We start from the raw sequence: 14,839 nt of genomic DNA on the forward strand, positions 1-14,839 counted from the left end.
TTTGATCGGACAAACTGATTTGAAAGTCGATGACATACGTTCGAATACGAAATCCCAAATTCCGTCCAATTTTTCGGTAACAGTTGGAAAAACCGATTGACGCCAATATGTTTGGTACTCGAAAAAAACCTCGGAATGTTGATTTTTCCCGCTGTGGCTTGTGACTTGCATTCCACGCTCGTGTTTTGATCGAATACCTTTGGGGGAGTTAGCTTAATGATTTCCAGCATCTGCAAATTCGCCGCTTTAGCTTTGTCGGTGTTCGCGATCGCGGGATTTACGCCCCCGGTCGCCGCCCAAGGCACGACAGGCTCGATTAGAGGAACGGTAACAGATCAGACCGGTGCACCAATCCCCGCAGCGACCGTCTTCTTGAAGTCGGAGAATTCTTCGCCGGGATTCGAAAAATCCGTCACTGCGGACGCGCGTGGGTACTTTTCGCTCACCGAGATTCCGGTCGGAAGTTACAGGATCAAGATCGAGTCACGCTATTTTCGGTCGTTCGGTAACACGCTTTCAGTCTATGTTGACGACACCACGATCGCGGATGTAACGCTCGAAGTTTCTTTTGCAACCACGACGACGGTCGTTGTCGAACCGTTCGAGACTGTCGACCCGAAACCTGAGGTGCGGACCAGCGCGAAATCCGGATTTTTGGAACGCCTTCCGTCGGGTCCAACCTTCGGCTCGCTGGTCAAGATCGCGACGAATGCGCGGCCTGAACCGCTTGTTTCCGGATTTCAGATCGACGGCAATTCCGGTGGCGACAACACCTATTTCGTCGACGGTCAGGAAGTTACGAATTTCCGGACCGGTCTGCTCAACACCAACTTCGATGTCCCGTTCGAACTTATCGACGAAGTCCAGGTGCGTTCCGGCGGTATCGGTGCGGAGTATTCGGGAGCGGTCGGCGGCGTTGTTAACCTAATTACAAAAGGCGGCGGAAACAGTTGGCGCGGGAATTTCGGGATCTCATTCACGCCATCGAAACTTCAGGGCTCGCCCAGTTCGGCGCTCGTCCGTTTCGGCAGCGGCGCCGGACAGGTCGAGTATTTCAAGCCGAACAAGGACGGCGGTTCCGGGTATTTCCCGACAGCGTCGCTCTCGGGCCCGATCCTGAAAGACAAACTTTGGTTCTTCGCATCGTATTCGCCGCAGATTTCCGGCATTTCCCGGACGATCGATTATTACAACAGCACGAATCCTGCAACGCGCGCCGTCACGGAATCGATCAGGTACAAATCGAACGTCCGCGCCGAACAATCGTTTGTCCGCCTCGACGCACAGCCGATCGGGCGCCTGCGGCTTTTCGGGACGTATCTTTACAACCCGATCGTTCAGGACGGCGCGTTGCCGTCGGCGACCGAAGGTCTCGGCGGCGCGCCCCAACAGGCGAGCGGACTGCGCGGCGCAGATTATCTCGCGACGCGCGGCGGCCGGCAGAATTCGCAAGTGGTCAATGGCCAGGCAACGATCGATATCACGAAGAACTTTCTGGTAACGGCCCGCGGCGGCTACGGGTTTCTGAACGAGAAGCTCGACAGTTACGGAGTTCCGAAGACGACCAGGTTTATCTGCAACGCCGGGACAACTCCACCGGCAGGCGCCAACTGTTCCGCCGGATTTCAAAATATCGCGTCCAACAGCGTCCGCGATTACGAAGTTTCGAAACGGACTACCTTCGACGTCGAGGGTCAGCTCAATGGAATCGATCTCCTCGGTCGCCATCATTTCAAGTTCGGTTACGGCTATAATCGCGTCTTCAACAAGATTCGAGAAGGCTACACGGATACGGGGATCGTTCAGCTTTTCTACGGCCGCTCGATCGATACGATCATCGGACTTCCGGCGACGCCGGGAAACCTCGGGTCGGGATTTCTTCAGCGCTTCGGGACCGACGGCGAAGCTGCGGGAAGCCAGCAATCGCTTTTCGGGCAGGATTCGTGGACGATCGCGAAGCGCCTGACGCTCAGCCTCGGACTTCGCCTTGAAAACGAGAGCTTGCCTCGCTACGGCGATCCGGTCTATCCGGCTTCGACGATCGTGATCGGCGGGGAGTTTGATCTCAAGTGGAATTGGGGCGACAAGATCGCGCCGCGCGTCGCCGGTGTTTTCGACGTTTTCGGGAATGGCAAATCGAAGGCCTCCGCGAGTTTCGGACTCTATTACGATCGAATGAAGTTCGACGCGCTGCAACGGCGATACTCGGAGATTTTCTATCGGGACTATTTCGAGATACTTCCCGCACGCGGAGTCGCATACACAAACTACACTTATCAAAATATCATCGGCGGAAACCCGGACTTCCCCGGCGGCCAATGTCCGATCGTCAACTCGCTAGGCTGGTCGATCTGTCAGATTTCGTTCTCGATCTCGAGCAACATTCCGGTCATCAATTTCATTCTTCCCGACATCGACGGTGGTCTCCGTCCGTCGCGTACGCGTGAATTCACCGTTGGATTCGAACAGAGATTAATGGATGACCTGATCGTCTCGGGACGCTATTTGTACCGCGATCTCGATCGCGCGATCGAGGATGTCGGAACGTTCAACGGTCAAGGCAGCGAGCAATACACGACAGCCAACCCTGGTTTCGGACCCATTTGCGAGGTTTCGGCCGAAGCGAACCTTCCGTGCGCCAAAGCGCAGCGGCGATACGACGCTTTCGAGGTGATCGTCGATAAACGATCAGCCAAATACTTTCTCAACGCCAGCTACACTTACAGCCGATCGTTCGGGAACTATTCGGGCCTCTCAAACTCGGACGAAGGCGGACGAACCGATCCCAACAACGGTCGCTATTTCGATCTGCCGATGGCCGGCTTCGACGCCGACGGCGATCCGGACAACGGGCGGCTCGCGACCGACCGTCCGCACGTATTCAAAGCATACGGCGGATATACGTTCAGATGGGGTCAAATCGGCCGGACGTCGGTCTCGGCCTTCACGACGATCCAGTCGGGCACGCCTTTGACGACGGTCTATTCGCTTTACAATGTGCAAAACTCGATCCTCTTCGGTCGCGGTGATCTGGGCCGCACCGAGACCTTTTCCGAAACCGATCTGCGCGTTTCGCACCGTTTCAATTTCGGACAGGACGATCGTTTTTCGCTTGAGCCGTTTGTCGTCTTTCTCAATCTTTTTGACGAACGCAACGAGATCGGACGGCAGACGCAGATCAGCTCGACGAATTTCACGTCGACTACTTTGACACAGGGCGGCTGCACCAACTGCACGAGCGAAGCGGCGGTTTTTCAGGTGATCCACAATGGATCCGGAATCAGCCGGTTTGTGCAGAACTACCTCGACGCGCGCGGCCCGAGTTCGACCGGTTACCGGAATGATTACAATCTGGCAGGTTCTTTCCAGTCGCCGCGCTCGGTGCGGATTGGCGTCCGGCTTGTATTTTGAAACGCGGAGAATTCACTCTTGGAATAGTTGGGAGTTGATAATTGTTAGTTGATGGTGATGTGCCTTTGAGTTTACGGAACTATCAGCTATCCCGAGCCGTGTTTTCCGACGGGCAGAATTCACTCTTGGAATAGTTGGGAGTTGATAATTGTTAGTTGATGGTGATGTGCCTTTGAGTTTCCAAACTTTCAGCTAACCACTTTCAACTATCATCTATTCGGGATGTGTTTGATCGGCAGAATTCACTCTCGGAATAATTGAGATTTGGTAATTGATGGTTGATGTGCTTTTGAGTTTCGGAACCATCAGCTATCCACTCTCAGCTATCATCTATTCCGGCAGCGGAGAACCGACTCGGCGGCTCGACAACCCGCGGACCAACAGGAGAATCCCGATCATTGTGATGCCGCCTGCGCAGTCGAGAAGCACGTCATTGAACGTTCCGGTTCGCGAAGTGTTGAAACTCTGGTTCAGTTCGTCGAGCGATGCGGTCAGAAAAACAAAAAGGAACGCTGCAAAATGCCAATTTCGCTTCAGACTCTCACGGGTTGAATCCCAAAACGCCCGTGACGCCCAGAATGCAAGCACCGCATATTCGAAAAAATGCGCCGATTTGCGAATGTAGCCGTGGTAGATCGCGATGATGTCCTCGGGCGTGGACGGGAAAAGCCATATCAGAAATGGCCGGATAAAGCGCGACGTGCTCGTCATCGACCCGGTCGTCGATGACGCCACGAAGATCACCGCGACCCATAAAATCAATGGCGCGTAACGAATGATACGTTCGCGCCAGTCTGTTCTGCCGATAAACCGATCTTCCGTCACCGCGGCATATTCTCCAAAGCCTTCAGTACAAAAGGAACCACGCCGACTCCCGAAAGAAGTCCGCCGACGAGCATCAGCGCAAACGCCGCCCAGCCTTTCTTGTAAACGATGCAAAAGACGAGGCCGGCCAAGCCACTGAACAAGAATATGAGAATTCCCCAAAGCGCGCCGCCGTTTTGGAAACCGAGGACCAGAAGCCAGATCCATCCGATCAAAGCCAGCGGTCCGCCAAGTCCGACCAATCCGAAACCCAGATACTCCATCTTACTTTCCTCCAGCTGAATTGATAAAAAAAACAAGCAAAGCATATCTGAAATCGGAAACGACTTCAAATTGCTTTGCTTGCCGGATTCAGAAGGAACTCAAGCTACGCTGCCGCCGCGGCGCCCGAAACGACCTCGATAATTTCTTTCGTGATCGCCGCCTGACGGATGCGGTTCATATTCAGCGTCAACGTGTCGATCAATTCGCCTGCATTCTTGGACGCGCTGTCCATCGCCGTCATTCGCGAGCCCTGCTCGGAAGCGACCGATTCGAGCATTGCCCGGTAGATCTGCGTTTCGATCTGTTTGGGCAAGAGTTTGCCGAAGATCTCCGCCGCCGGTTGCTCGTAAATGTACTCGGCCTGCGCCGACGCTCCATCTGCGTCATCCTGAGTTCGAGGGATCGGAAGCAACTGCTCGACGATCGGTTTTTGCGAGAGCACGGTGCGAAACTCCGTAAACGCCAGGAAGACCTTGTCGATCGACTCGTCTTCGGTGAAGCACTTGACGACACGGTTCGCGATCGCAACGGCGTCCTCGTGCTTGACCGTTCCGCTTCCCGTGAGTCCGACGTATTCTTCGACAAACGTCATATGGCGCCGTTTGAAAAAGTCGCGCGCCTTGCGGCCGACAGGCATCATCTCGGTCTGCTTGCCGTCGTGGTCGCGAAGAAACGCTTGAACCGCCTTGATCAGATTCGCATTGAAGCCGCCGCACAGCCCCTTGTCAGCGCTGACGACGACGATCAGATATTTCGAATCGCCGCGGTCGTTGAGCAACGGCGAAGAAAAATCGTCGCCGATCTTCGCGCTCATATTGCCGAGCACCGCCGCCATCTTTCGCGCGAACGGACGAGCCGCCGTGACGCGATCCTGCGCGCGCTTGAGCTTCGCCGCCGCGACCATTTTCATCGCCTTGGTGATCTGCTGTGTGTTTTTGACCGACTTAATGCGTCGGCGCATATCCAATAAACTAGGCATATTGCGATTTCGGATTCGGGATTTCTGATTTCGGATTGTCCAAATGAGCAGTCAAATCCGAATTCACAAATCCCAATTCACAAATTTATTTGTTCCAACGCGTTGCTTTGAAATCCTCGACGGCTTCCTTGAGCGACGCCGTCAGATCGTCGTCGATCGCCTTCTTTGTACGAAGAGTTTCCAGAATCGCGGGGTGCGAACTTTCGACAAAACCGAAAAGTTCAGACTCAAAGCGTTTGAGATCTTCGACCGCGATGTCGGACGCAAAGCCATTCGAAACCGTCCAGATGATGAAAACCTGCTTTTCGACTTCCATCGGCTGATACTGTCCCTGTTTCAGGACTTCCGTCAGGCGTTTGCCCTTTTCCAACTGGTCCTGAGTCGATTTGTCGAGGTCCGAACCGAACTGCGCAAACGCCGCGAGTTCGCGATACTGCGCAAGGTCGATGCGGAGCGTACCGGCGACCTGCTTCATCGCCTTGATCTGCGCCGAACCGCCGACGCGCGAGACCGAGTTGCCGACGTTGATCGCCGGACGCACGCCCGAGTTGAACAAATCCGATTCAAGGAAGATCTGACCGTCGGTGATCGAGATCACGTTCGTCGGAATGTAGGCCGAAATATCGCCGGCCTGCGTTTCGATGATCGGCAAGCTGGTCAAGCTGCCGCCGCCGCGGGCGTCCGACATCTTCGCCGCGCGTTCGAGCAGGCGCGAGTGTAGATAGAAAACGTCTCCCGGATATGCTTCGCGACCCGGCGGGCGACGGAGCAGCAGCGAGATTTCGCGGTATGCCGCGGCCTGTTTCGAAAGATCGTCGTAAACCGTCAGCGCGTGACGTCCGTTGTCGCGGAAGAACTCGCCGATCGCGACGCCCGAGTACGGTGCGAGGAACTGCATCGCAGCCGGATCAGAAGCGGTCGCCGAAACGACGATCGTGTAATCCATTGCGCCAAAGTCGTTCAACTTTTGCACGACCTGCGCCACCGTCGAAGCCTTTTGACCGATGGCGACGTAGATACAAATGACGTCCTTGCCTTTTTGGTTGATGATCGTGTCGATCGCCACCGCCGTCTTGCCCGTCTGCCGGTCGCCGATGATAAGTTCACGCTGTCCGCGGCCGATCGGAACCATCGCGTCGATCGCCTTGAGTCCGGTCTGAAGCGGTTCCTTAACCGGCTGACGGTCGATGATGCCGGGCGCGATGCGCTCGACCGGATTGAAAGTATCGGTAACGATCTCGCCCTTGCCGTCGATCGGATTGCCGAGCGCGTCAACGACGCGGCCGATCATCGCATCGCCGACCGGAACGCTCATAATGCGGCGCGTGCGTTTGACCTCGTCGCCTTCCTTGATCTTCTGAAAGTCGCCGAACAACACGGTTCCGACCTTGTCTTCTTCAAGGTTGAGCGCCAGTCCGCGAACTCCGTACGGGAATTCGAGCAGTTCGCCGGCCATCACCTTTTCGAGTCCGTGGATCTCGGCGATACCGTCGCCGACCTTGATCACCGTTCCGACCTCGGCAACGGTCATCGTCGCATCAAAATTCTCGATCTGAGCGCGAATGATTTCGTTAATTTCGTTGGCTTTAATTGCTTCCATATTATTTGTTAATCGTTGATTGTGAACTGTTAATTGTTAATCGGCCGCGAAAGTGAAAGGCATCAATTAACCATTAACGACTAACCGTTTACCAGTTGTTGTTTAAGATTCTCTAATTGCGTTTTGACGGAATTATCATAAACGGTCGAGCCGACACGGGTGACGACGCCGCCGATGATGTTCTCGTCGATAATAAAATTCAGTTTTACCTGTTTGCCGGTCAGCTTCGCGATCGACGCACTGAGTTCGGCGCGATCCGCGTCCGAAAGTTCCCTTGCGGACGTGATCTCAGCTCCGACGATGCCGCCACGCTCGTCGAGGACCGCGGCGAACTTTTCGTTGATCTCGTGAAGTTCTGTCAAACGTCCGTTGCGAAGCAAGATTCGGAGAAAGTTCGCCGTCGTTCTCGACGGTTTGGTTTTTCCGATCAGGGTTTCAAGGACCTTTTCCTTGCTCAAATGCGCGATCGCCGGGTTTGAAAAGGCCCGCTGGAGATCGGCGTTCGAGCCGACAAAATCTTCCCACGATTTCAGTTCGCTTTTGACCGACTCGGTCTCGCCGGATTTGATGACAACGTCCGCAAGTGCGGTGGCGTAACGACGGGCTACTGTTTCAACACTCATTCTAGTTCAAACCTCCGATCGCGCTGATTCCGGCCTTTACAAGGCGCGAATCGCTTTCGGCGTTGATGCCGGCTTTTAACTTCTCTTCTGCAAGGCGCACGGCCTCTTCAGCCGAATAACGCCGGAGTTCGACGCGGACCTGCGCGGTCTTGCGGTCGATCTCACCGGTCGCCTGATTCTCAAGTCGTTTCGTTTCCTCGTCCGTTTCCTTCGCGATGCGTTTCTTTTCCGCTGCGGCCTCTTCCTTCGCGCGGGCGACGACTTCTTCCGCTTCAGCGTCGAGCCGCGCGAGTTTCGCCTCGGTCGCGGTCAATTCCGCCAAAGCCGCCTGCTTCTGCTCTTCAGCCTTGATCAATTCGGCACGTATCGTTTCGCGTTTGGCCTTGAATGCGCCGCTGAGCGGTTTCTTCAAAAGGTAGACCATGATTCCGATGAAGATGCCGAGATTAAGAAACTTCCAGGCTTCGAAACCGGGATAATTCACGTACGGCTCGACCTTGCTCCACCAGCCTTCACCGCCGCCGCCGGCTAGAATCAGTAAACTATAAATAAATGCAAACATACTAAACCTTGTCTCCGCCTACGCCTTGAGAATATTCGCGCTGATTCGGTCGGCGAGTTTTTCAGCTTCCGACTTGATGGTTTCACGGGCCTCGGCGGTCTGCTTCTCGAGTTCGGCCGACTCTTCGGCGAATGCGACCGCGACCGACTCCTTCACGGCCGTGACCTTTTCCTCTTTCTTCTTGAGAGCCTTCGTCCTTTCTTTCTCGATAATTTCGTAGCCTTTCGTTCGCGCGTCGAGCATCGCGAGGTTGTACATCTCGCGTTTGCCCTCAACGTCGCGCATTATTTCCTCGGCTTCGACCGAGCGGCCGCCTTTGTTTTTCTCGCGCGACTCGATGATCCGGTTGATCGGACGAAAGAACGTCCGGTTCAGGATCCAGATCATGATCAAAATCAGCGCAACGTGGATGAGCAATGTGCCGTCCGGCACAAGTTGGATGGAACTTCCTTCAGCAAAGGCTAGCAAAAACATATCTGAAATTAATTATTAAAAGTAGCTCTATGATAAACGCAGCGAAAAAAATGCTCGCTTTTCAAAAGAGAAAGAATAACACGCGCGAAATTTCACGGTCAAGCAAGCCGGTAGCGCCCGCGGTCCAAAAAACACTTGACAGAAAGCTCTCGCAAACCTTAGTTTTGATAACACTAGACTTCACTGCGGAGGCGCATCCTGTCCGGTGACGGGCGCGGTCTTCAAAACCGTCTGTGAGCGTGTGAGAGCACGCTTGGGTGGGTTCGACTCCCACACGCTTCCGCCAAACCGATTTCGGATTTGGGATTTGGGAATTCGGATTGCCGATAATTGGCGGCGATTCGTTAAGTAAAGGCATCTCATTCAAGAAGCGCCCACCTCTCGATTTCGATTCAATAGCCTTAACCTAGGGAACGTGCTTCACCGAATCTCATCGGCGGTCTTTCTTGCCGTTGGCGCATCGAACAATTCTCACGTTTTCTGGGGAACAAGAAAAATCCTCGGAGATCAGCAAAATGACACAAAACGAAATGAAACTTCGCACCAAGAAGTTCGCCTTGCGCATTATCAATCTCGTCGACAATCTACCGAATACAAAGCCGGCGAACGTCATCGGACATCAACTTTTACGCAGCGCAACTTCCGTCGGTTCAAACTACCGCGCCGTCTGCCGTGCAAAATCTGCGGCCGACTTCATCAATAAACTAAGCATCGTCGAAGAAGAGGCGGACGAGTCGGGGTATTGGCTTGAGCTGCTATCCGAAGGCCGTATTGTGCGACACGAAAAGCTGGTTGCGCTTATGGAAGAAGCCGACGAGATCGTCGCGATCGTCGTCGCGGCCTCGAAGACCTCAAAAGAACGGAGAAATCCGAAATCACAAATCCCCAATCCCAAATGAAATTATGAAAACCTGGATCTCACTCAATATGACTCCCGGCGTCGGGCCGCGGGCGGCTACCAAACTACTTGAACGATTCGGTTCGGCCGACGGCGTGTTTCACGCGACACGGCGGGAACTCGAATCGTTGCGGCTTCGCGCCGAAACGGTCGAGAGCATCCTCAAACGCGAGTTTCACGACCGGGCGGAGACGGAACTTGAACGCGTCCGCGAAATCGGCGGCGACGTTTTGCTTCTCGATGACGGCAGTTACCCGTTTCTCCTGCGCGAGATCGACGATCCGCCGATCGTTCTCTATGTCCGGGGAAACTGGCAAGCCTGTTTCGACGATCCCGGGATCGCCGTCATCGGTTCGCGGCGCTGCTCGACGTACGGCGAGAACGCCGCCGAGATGCTGTCGCGCGATCTGGCGGAACACGGGATCGCGATCGTCTCCGGCCTCGCCCGCGGTGTCGACACGGCCTCCCACCGCGGCGCGATCCGTGGCAAGGGACGCGCCATCGGCGTGCTCGGCACCGGGATCGACCGGATCTATCCGAAAGAGAACGCGAAACTCGCCGACGCCATACTCGACTCCGGAGGCGCGATCGTAACCCAGTTTCCGCTCGGCACACCGCCGCTTGGCGAGAACTTTCCTTATCGCAACCGGATCATTTCCGGACTCAGTCTGGGCGTTCTGCTTGTCGAGGCGACCGACCGAAGCGGATCGCTCATCACGGCGCGGCTCGCGTCGGAGCAGAACCGCGAAGTCTTCGCCGTTCCCGGAAACATTACCTCGCGCAATTCGATCGGCACGAACTACCTGATCAAATCCGGCGCAAAGCTCGTCCAGCAATGGCAGGACGTGGTCTGCGAACTTCCAACCGAGATCTCGTCGCGAATACTTCCGCCAAAGCTCGACGACGCGCCGCCGGAGTTGCCAAAACAACCCGGACTGGCGCCGGCTGGGCTATCGGAACGCGAACGATGCGTCTGGTTTCTACTCCGCTCAGACGAAGCGGTTCATTTTGACGAATTGCTCGCAAAGTCCGGACTCGGTTTCGGCGAGCTCAATTCAATCCTCGTCGGGTTGGATCTGAAGGACCTGATCAAGGTCTTGCCGGGCAATCATTACGCGAGGAAGCTCTGAGGGAGAGCGGTCAGCTGCGAGCCGTCAGTACCGCCTCAGCGCTCACATTACCAACTGCGGGAGCGGATGGCTATACCCTGCACTCGGCGGCCGCGACCATCCGATTGGCAGCGCGCTGACAGGTCAGTACCATCTGCGGTAGCGGATGGTTGTAGCCGGCAGTCTACGGCCTTGACCGTCTGATCGGCATCGCACTCACAGGTCAGTACCATCTGCGGTAGCGGATGGTTGTACTTCGCAATTAGCGCCCAAGATAGATCGACAACCATCCGGCAAGGAAGATGAAACTGACAGGCACTTGGACAAATCGAAATAGGAGACTCGATATGCAATGGAATGACACAGATCAACCAGTCGGATTTCTGATTACTTTCCGAACTTACGGAACTTGGCTTCACGGAGATCATCGCGGTTCGGTTAACCGTTTTCGCAACAAATACCGGACCCGCAAACTGCCTGCGCAGGAGGAATGGCAAAGGGTAAACCGTGAACGGATGAAACGCGATCCCGGAAAGCTAGACGCCAAACAGCGCTATTTCACCGAGACAGCTATACGCGAAACATGCCGTAAACGCAATTGGACGCTACATGCTGTAAATGCGCGAACCAACCACGTCCATTCCGTCGTCAGCAACGGAGCAATAAACGGAGACGGAGCGTTGAACGCCTATAAGTCAAACGCAACGAGGACGATGCGGGAGAACGGGTGTTGGCAAAGCGAACTGAGCCCGTGGTCCGATCGCGGAAGTAAGCGCAATCTCTGGACGGAACGCAGCCTTGTTGATGCCATTGATTACGTGCTCCACAAACAGGGCGGACCACTGCCAAAGTATCGCGAGGAGAGGGAAAATGGTACCGATCTGACGGAGTGACGCGCTCGCCGATGCGGCGCTGCGGATGTCAGTACTCACAGTACCATCTGCGATTGCGGATGGTTGTAGCCGGCAGTCTACGGCCTTAACCGTCTGATCGGCATCGCGCTCGGATGCTGATCATCAACCATCCGCTACCGCAGATGGTACTGACCTCTCGGACCGACAGTCTCGGCCGGTGCGGCGCGGTGCGCCGCCCGTACGCGCCATCGGCCGCAGGGGATATCAGTACTCACAGTTCAGTACCATCTGCGGTAGCGGATGGCTGGCCGCGGCGGTGCGGATGTCAGCGCTCACAGGTCAGTACCATCTGCGGTAGCGGATGGCCGCGATAGTCTGCGGCCACACCATAGAGGGATCGGCATCGCGCTCGGATGCCGATAGTCAAGCATCCGCTACCGCAGATGGTACCGACCTGTCGGACCGACAGTCTCGGCCGATGTGTGAGTCTCAGGCACTGAAAACACGGCTCGATTGCCGTTCAGCTCGCGCACGCGCGAGGCTTCCGCGCTGTTCGGCCAATAAAGTTTATGCGAATTGACACGAGCGCAATTTCGGTGTTAGAAGTCAGATGTCAGCGCAAATCCTGCGTCTGACTTATTTTTTTCACTAATGGCAAAAAATCTAGTCATCGTCGAATCGCCGGCAAAGGCGAAAACAATCAACAAGTATCTTGGTAGCGATTACAAGGTCCTGGCGTCGATCGGTCATATCAAGGACCTGCCGATGAAGGAACTTGGTGTCGATATCGAGAATAACTTCGAACCGTTTTACGAGGTCATTCCCGATAGCAAGAAACGCAATAATAAAAAGACGGTGTCTGACTTGAAAAAGGCCGCCAAGGAATCGGAAGCGATCTTTCTCGCGGCCGACCCTGACCGCGAAGGCGAGGCGATCTGCCAGCATCTGAAAGAAGAACTCGTGCCTAAGAAAGGGGGCAAACCGTTCTTTCGGGTGATGTTCAACGAGATCACGAAAAAGGCTGTTCAAGAGGCGTTCAACCATCCGAAAGAGGTCAACCAGAACCTTGTCGATGCACAGCAGGCCCGCCGGATCCTCGACCGGCTCGTTGGTTACAAGGTCTCGCCGATCCTTTGGAAGACAATCGGCGGCAAGCTCTCCGCGGGACGTGTGCAAACCGTTGCCGTGCGGCTCGTCGTCGAGCGCGAACGCGAGATCGAGAACTTCGTCCAAACCGAATACTGGACGATCGTCGCCAACCTGAGCGCGAAACTCCCGCCGAAGTTCGATTCGAAACTCTACAAGATCGAAGATCTGACGGTCAAAACGAGCGGGTTCGATCAGGATCTCAAAAAGACCGAGACACATATTAAAGACGGCGCGACCGCGAGGTCGATCGTCGACGAGGCCGAACAGCAAACGTTCGTCGTCGAATCGGTCGCGACCAAAGAACGCAAACGCAACGCGACGCCGCCGTTCATCACGTCGAAACTTCAGCAGGAAGCGTCGCGGAAGTTTGGTTTTCCGGTCAAGAAAGCGATGTCGGTCGCGCAGAAGCTTTACGAAGGAATCGAGATCGGCGCCGAAGGCTCGGTCGGTCTGATCACTTATATGCGCACCGATTCGACGCGTGTTTCAGACGCCGCGCTCGGCGAAGTTCGCGATTTCATCGGCTCGGAATACGGCGAACGCTATTTGCCCGCGAAACCGACGATGTACAAGACGAAAGGCGGCGCGCAGGATGCGCACGAAGCGATTCGCCCGACCGACGTCAATCGTACGCCCGAGAGCATCAAGCAATATCTGAGTCCCGACGAATACAAGCTCTATCGTCTGATCTGGCAGCGCTTCGTGGCATCGCAGATGATGCCCGCGCTTTTCGATCAGACGACGATCGATATTCGCGCCGGACGTTTTCTCTTCCGCTCGACGGGCTCGGTCCAGAAATTCGACGGCTTTTTGAAGGTTTACCAGGAAGGCCGCGACGAAAAACCGGCGGAGGGCGAGGACGACGACGAGGAACGCAATCTTCCCCTCGTCGAAAAGGGCGAAACGCTGAAGCTGAATTCGATCAACGGCGAGGAGCATCACACCGAACCGCCGCCGCGGTACACCGAAGCGACGCTCGTCAAAGCGCTCGAAGAAAAGGGTATCGGACGGCCGTCGACCTACGCTTCGATTATGACGACGATCCAGGATCGCGAATACGTCGAACGGCTTGAGGGCCGTTTTCGTCCGACGCCGCTCGGCACGACCGTCAACGATCTGCTGACCGCCAGTTTTGAGGATCTTTTCAACGAAGCTTACACGGCCCGAATGGAAGGTCAGCTCGACGAGATCGAGGAAGGCAAACTCAATTGGCGTGACGCGATGCGCGGATTCTATGACAAATTCGCCGTCGATCTGAAATCGGCCGAAGAGAGCATCAAGAACAAGAAAAAGGCGTCGATCCCGACCGAGCATATCTGCGAGAAATGCGGTGCCCAGATGGTCATCAAGTTTGGCCGTTTCGGACAATTTCTCGCCTGCTCCAACTACCCCGAATGCAAAACGACGCGGGAGGTTTCGAGCGTCAAACCGAAAACGGACACAGAAGGAAACGGCCAGTCAGAAGGCTCGGACCAAACTCCGGAAGTGCCGGTCTGCGAACTTTGCGGCCGCGAAATGGCGCTCAAGAAAGGTCGATTCGGAGCATTTTACGGATGTACGGGCTATCCGGACTGCAAGAATATCCGCAAAATCGCTAAAGGCGACACGAAACCCGTCGCCCCGCCGGTCGAACTCGACGAGATATGTCCGCAGGACGGCGCGAATCTCGTTCGGCGCCAGGGCCGTTACGGTGAGTTTGTATCTTGTTCGAACTATCCGAAATGCGATTACGTGAAGCGTGAAACGGTCGGGGTCGCTTGCCCGAAATGCTCAAAGGGTGAGATCACGGTCAAGAAATCGCGCCGCGGCAAAGCGTTTTACGGCTGTTCGAACTATCCGAAATGCGACGCGGTTTTTTGGGATAAACCGGTCGCGATCCCGTGCCCGCAATGCAAGACGCCGTTTTTGCTCGACAAGACGCGGAAGGACGGAACGACGCGCTATTGCCAAAACGAAGGGTGCGATTATAAAATTGCGGTGACCGGTGTTAATGTTACAGACGCAGGTGCATCCGATGCCAAGGTTTCGGCGAACTAACCAAGGGTAGATTTTGAATTTCTCCGCAGGACGCGGCAGTTTGCTGAAGCCCGG

Annotated in this window: 12 protein-coding genes and 1 tRNA gene; 6 read left to right on the top strand and 7 right to left on the bottom strand. The window is 55.3% G+C overall.

What is annotated here, in order from left to right:
* Window positions 1–216: 216 nt before the first annotated feature.
* On the top strand, window positions 217–3,411 hold the full coding sequence (locus tag IPN69_22290) for a TonB-dependent receptor (GenBank protein MBK8813436.1): 3,195 nt from the start codon (window positions 217–219) through the stop codon (window positions 3,409–3,411).
* Window positions 3,412–3,741: 330 nt separating this feature from the next.
* On the opposite strand, the gene IPN69_22295 is transcribed toward IPN69_22290, so the two are convergent.
* The 7 genes from IPN69_22295 to IPN69_22325 form a co-directional block, all read right to left on the bottom strand.
* The gene (locus IPN69_22295) at window positions 3,742–4,236 is read right to left on the bottom strand and encodes a VanZ family protein (GenBank protein ID MBK8813437.1); all 495 of its coding nucleotides are present in this window, start codon (window positions 4,234–4,236) and stop codon (window positions 3,742–3,744) included.
* Window positions 4,233–4,499: a hypothetical protein gene (locus IPN69_22300; protein ID MBK8813438.1), complete on the bottom strand. Its 267-nt coding sequence runs from the start codon at window positions 4,497–4,499 to the stop codon at window positions 4,233–4,235. Before IPN69_22300 ends, IPN69_22295 begins: the two co-directional genes overlap by 4 nt.
* 104 nt (window positions 4,500–4,603) lie before the next feature.
* Window positions 4,604–5,479: an ATP synthase F1 subunit gamma gene (gene atpG / locus IPN69_22305; GenBank protein MBK8813439.1), complete on the bottom strand. Its 876-nt coding sequence runs from the start codon at window positions 5,477–5,479 to the stop codon at window positions 4,604–4,606.
* An 85-nt stretch (window positions 5,480–5,564) separates the two neighbouring features.
* Complete coding sequence (locus IPN69_22310; protein MBK8813440.1) at window positions 5,565–7,079, bottom strand: F0F1 ATP synthase subunit alpha; 1,515 nt, start codon at window positions 7,077–7,079, stop codon at window positions 5,565–5,567.
* Between the two features lie 80 nt (window positions 7,080–7,159).
* On the bottom strand, window positions 7,160–7,702 hold the full coding sequence (locus IPN69_22315; GenBank protein ID MBK8813441.1) for a F0F1 ATP synthase subunit delta: 543 nt from the start codon (window positions 7,700–7,702) through the stop codon (window positions 7,160–7,162).
* Window position 7,703: 1 nt separating this feature from the next.
* A complete protein-coding gene (locus tag IPN69_22320; GenBank protein ID MBK8813442.1) occupies window positions 7,704–8,264 on the bottom strand; it encodes a hypothetical protein in 561 nt (186 codons plus the stop codon).
* Between the two features lie 18 nt (window positions 8,265–8,282).
* Window positions 8,283–8,738 carry a hypothetical protein gene (locus tag IPN69_22325; protein MBK8813443.1) on the bottom strand — a complete coding sequence of 152 codons (456 nt, stop codon included), beginning with the start codon at window positions 8,736–8,738 and terminating at the stop codon, window positions 8,283–8,285.
* A gap of 187 nt (window positions 8,739–8,925) precedes the next feature.
* Between IPN69_22325 and IPN69_22330 the strand changes: the two genes are divergently transcribed.
* The 5 genes from IPN69_22330 to topA all read left to right on the top strand — a co-directional run bounded on the left by IPN69_22330 (window position 8,926) and on the right by topA (window position 14,785).
* Window positions 8,926–9,024, top strand: a tRNA-Sec gene (locus IPN69_22330).
* 229 nt (window positions 9,025–9,253) lie between these two features.
* A complete protein-coding gene (locus IPN69_22335) occupies window positions 9,254–9,637 on the top strand; it encodes a four helix bundle protein (GenBank protein ID MBK8813444.1) in 384 nt (127 codons plus the stop codon).
* Between the two features lie 4 nt (window positions 9,638–9,641).
* Entirely contained in the window at window positions 9,642–10,766 is a 1,125-nt protein-coding gene (gene dprA / locus IPN69_22340) for a DNA-protecting protein DprA (protein MBK8813445.1), read from the top strand.
* Between the two features lie 326 nt (window positions 10,767–11,092).
* Window positions 11,093–11,638, top strand: a complete 546-nt coding sequence (locus IPN69_22345) for a transposase (GenBank protein MBK8813446.1) — start codon at window positions 11,093–11,095, stop codon at window positions 11,636–11,638.
* Window positions 11,639–12,250: 612 nt separating this feature from the next.
* Window positions 12,251–14,785: a type I DNA topoisomerase gene (gene topA / locus IPN69_22350; GenBank protein ID MBK8813447.1), complete on the top strand. Its 2,535-nt coding sequence runs from the start codon at window positions 12,251–12,253 to the stop codon at window positions 14,783–14,785.
* The last annotated feature ends 54 nt before the right edge of the window (window positions 14,786–14,839 follow it).

This window comes from Acidobacteriota bacterium (genome assembly GCA_016715115.1).
GTDB lineage: Bacteria > Acidobacteriota > Blastocatellia > Pyrinomonadales > Pyrinomonadaceae > JAFDVJ01.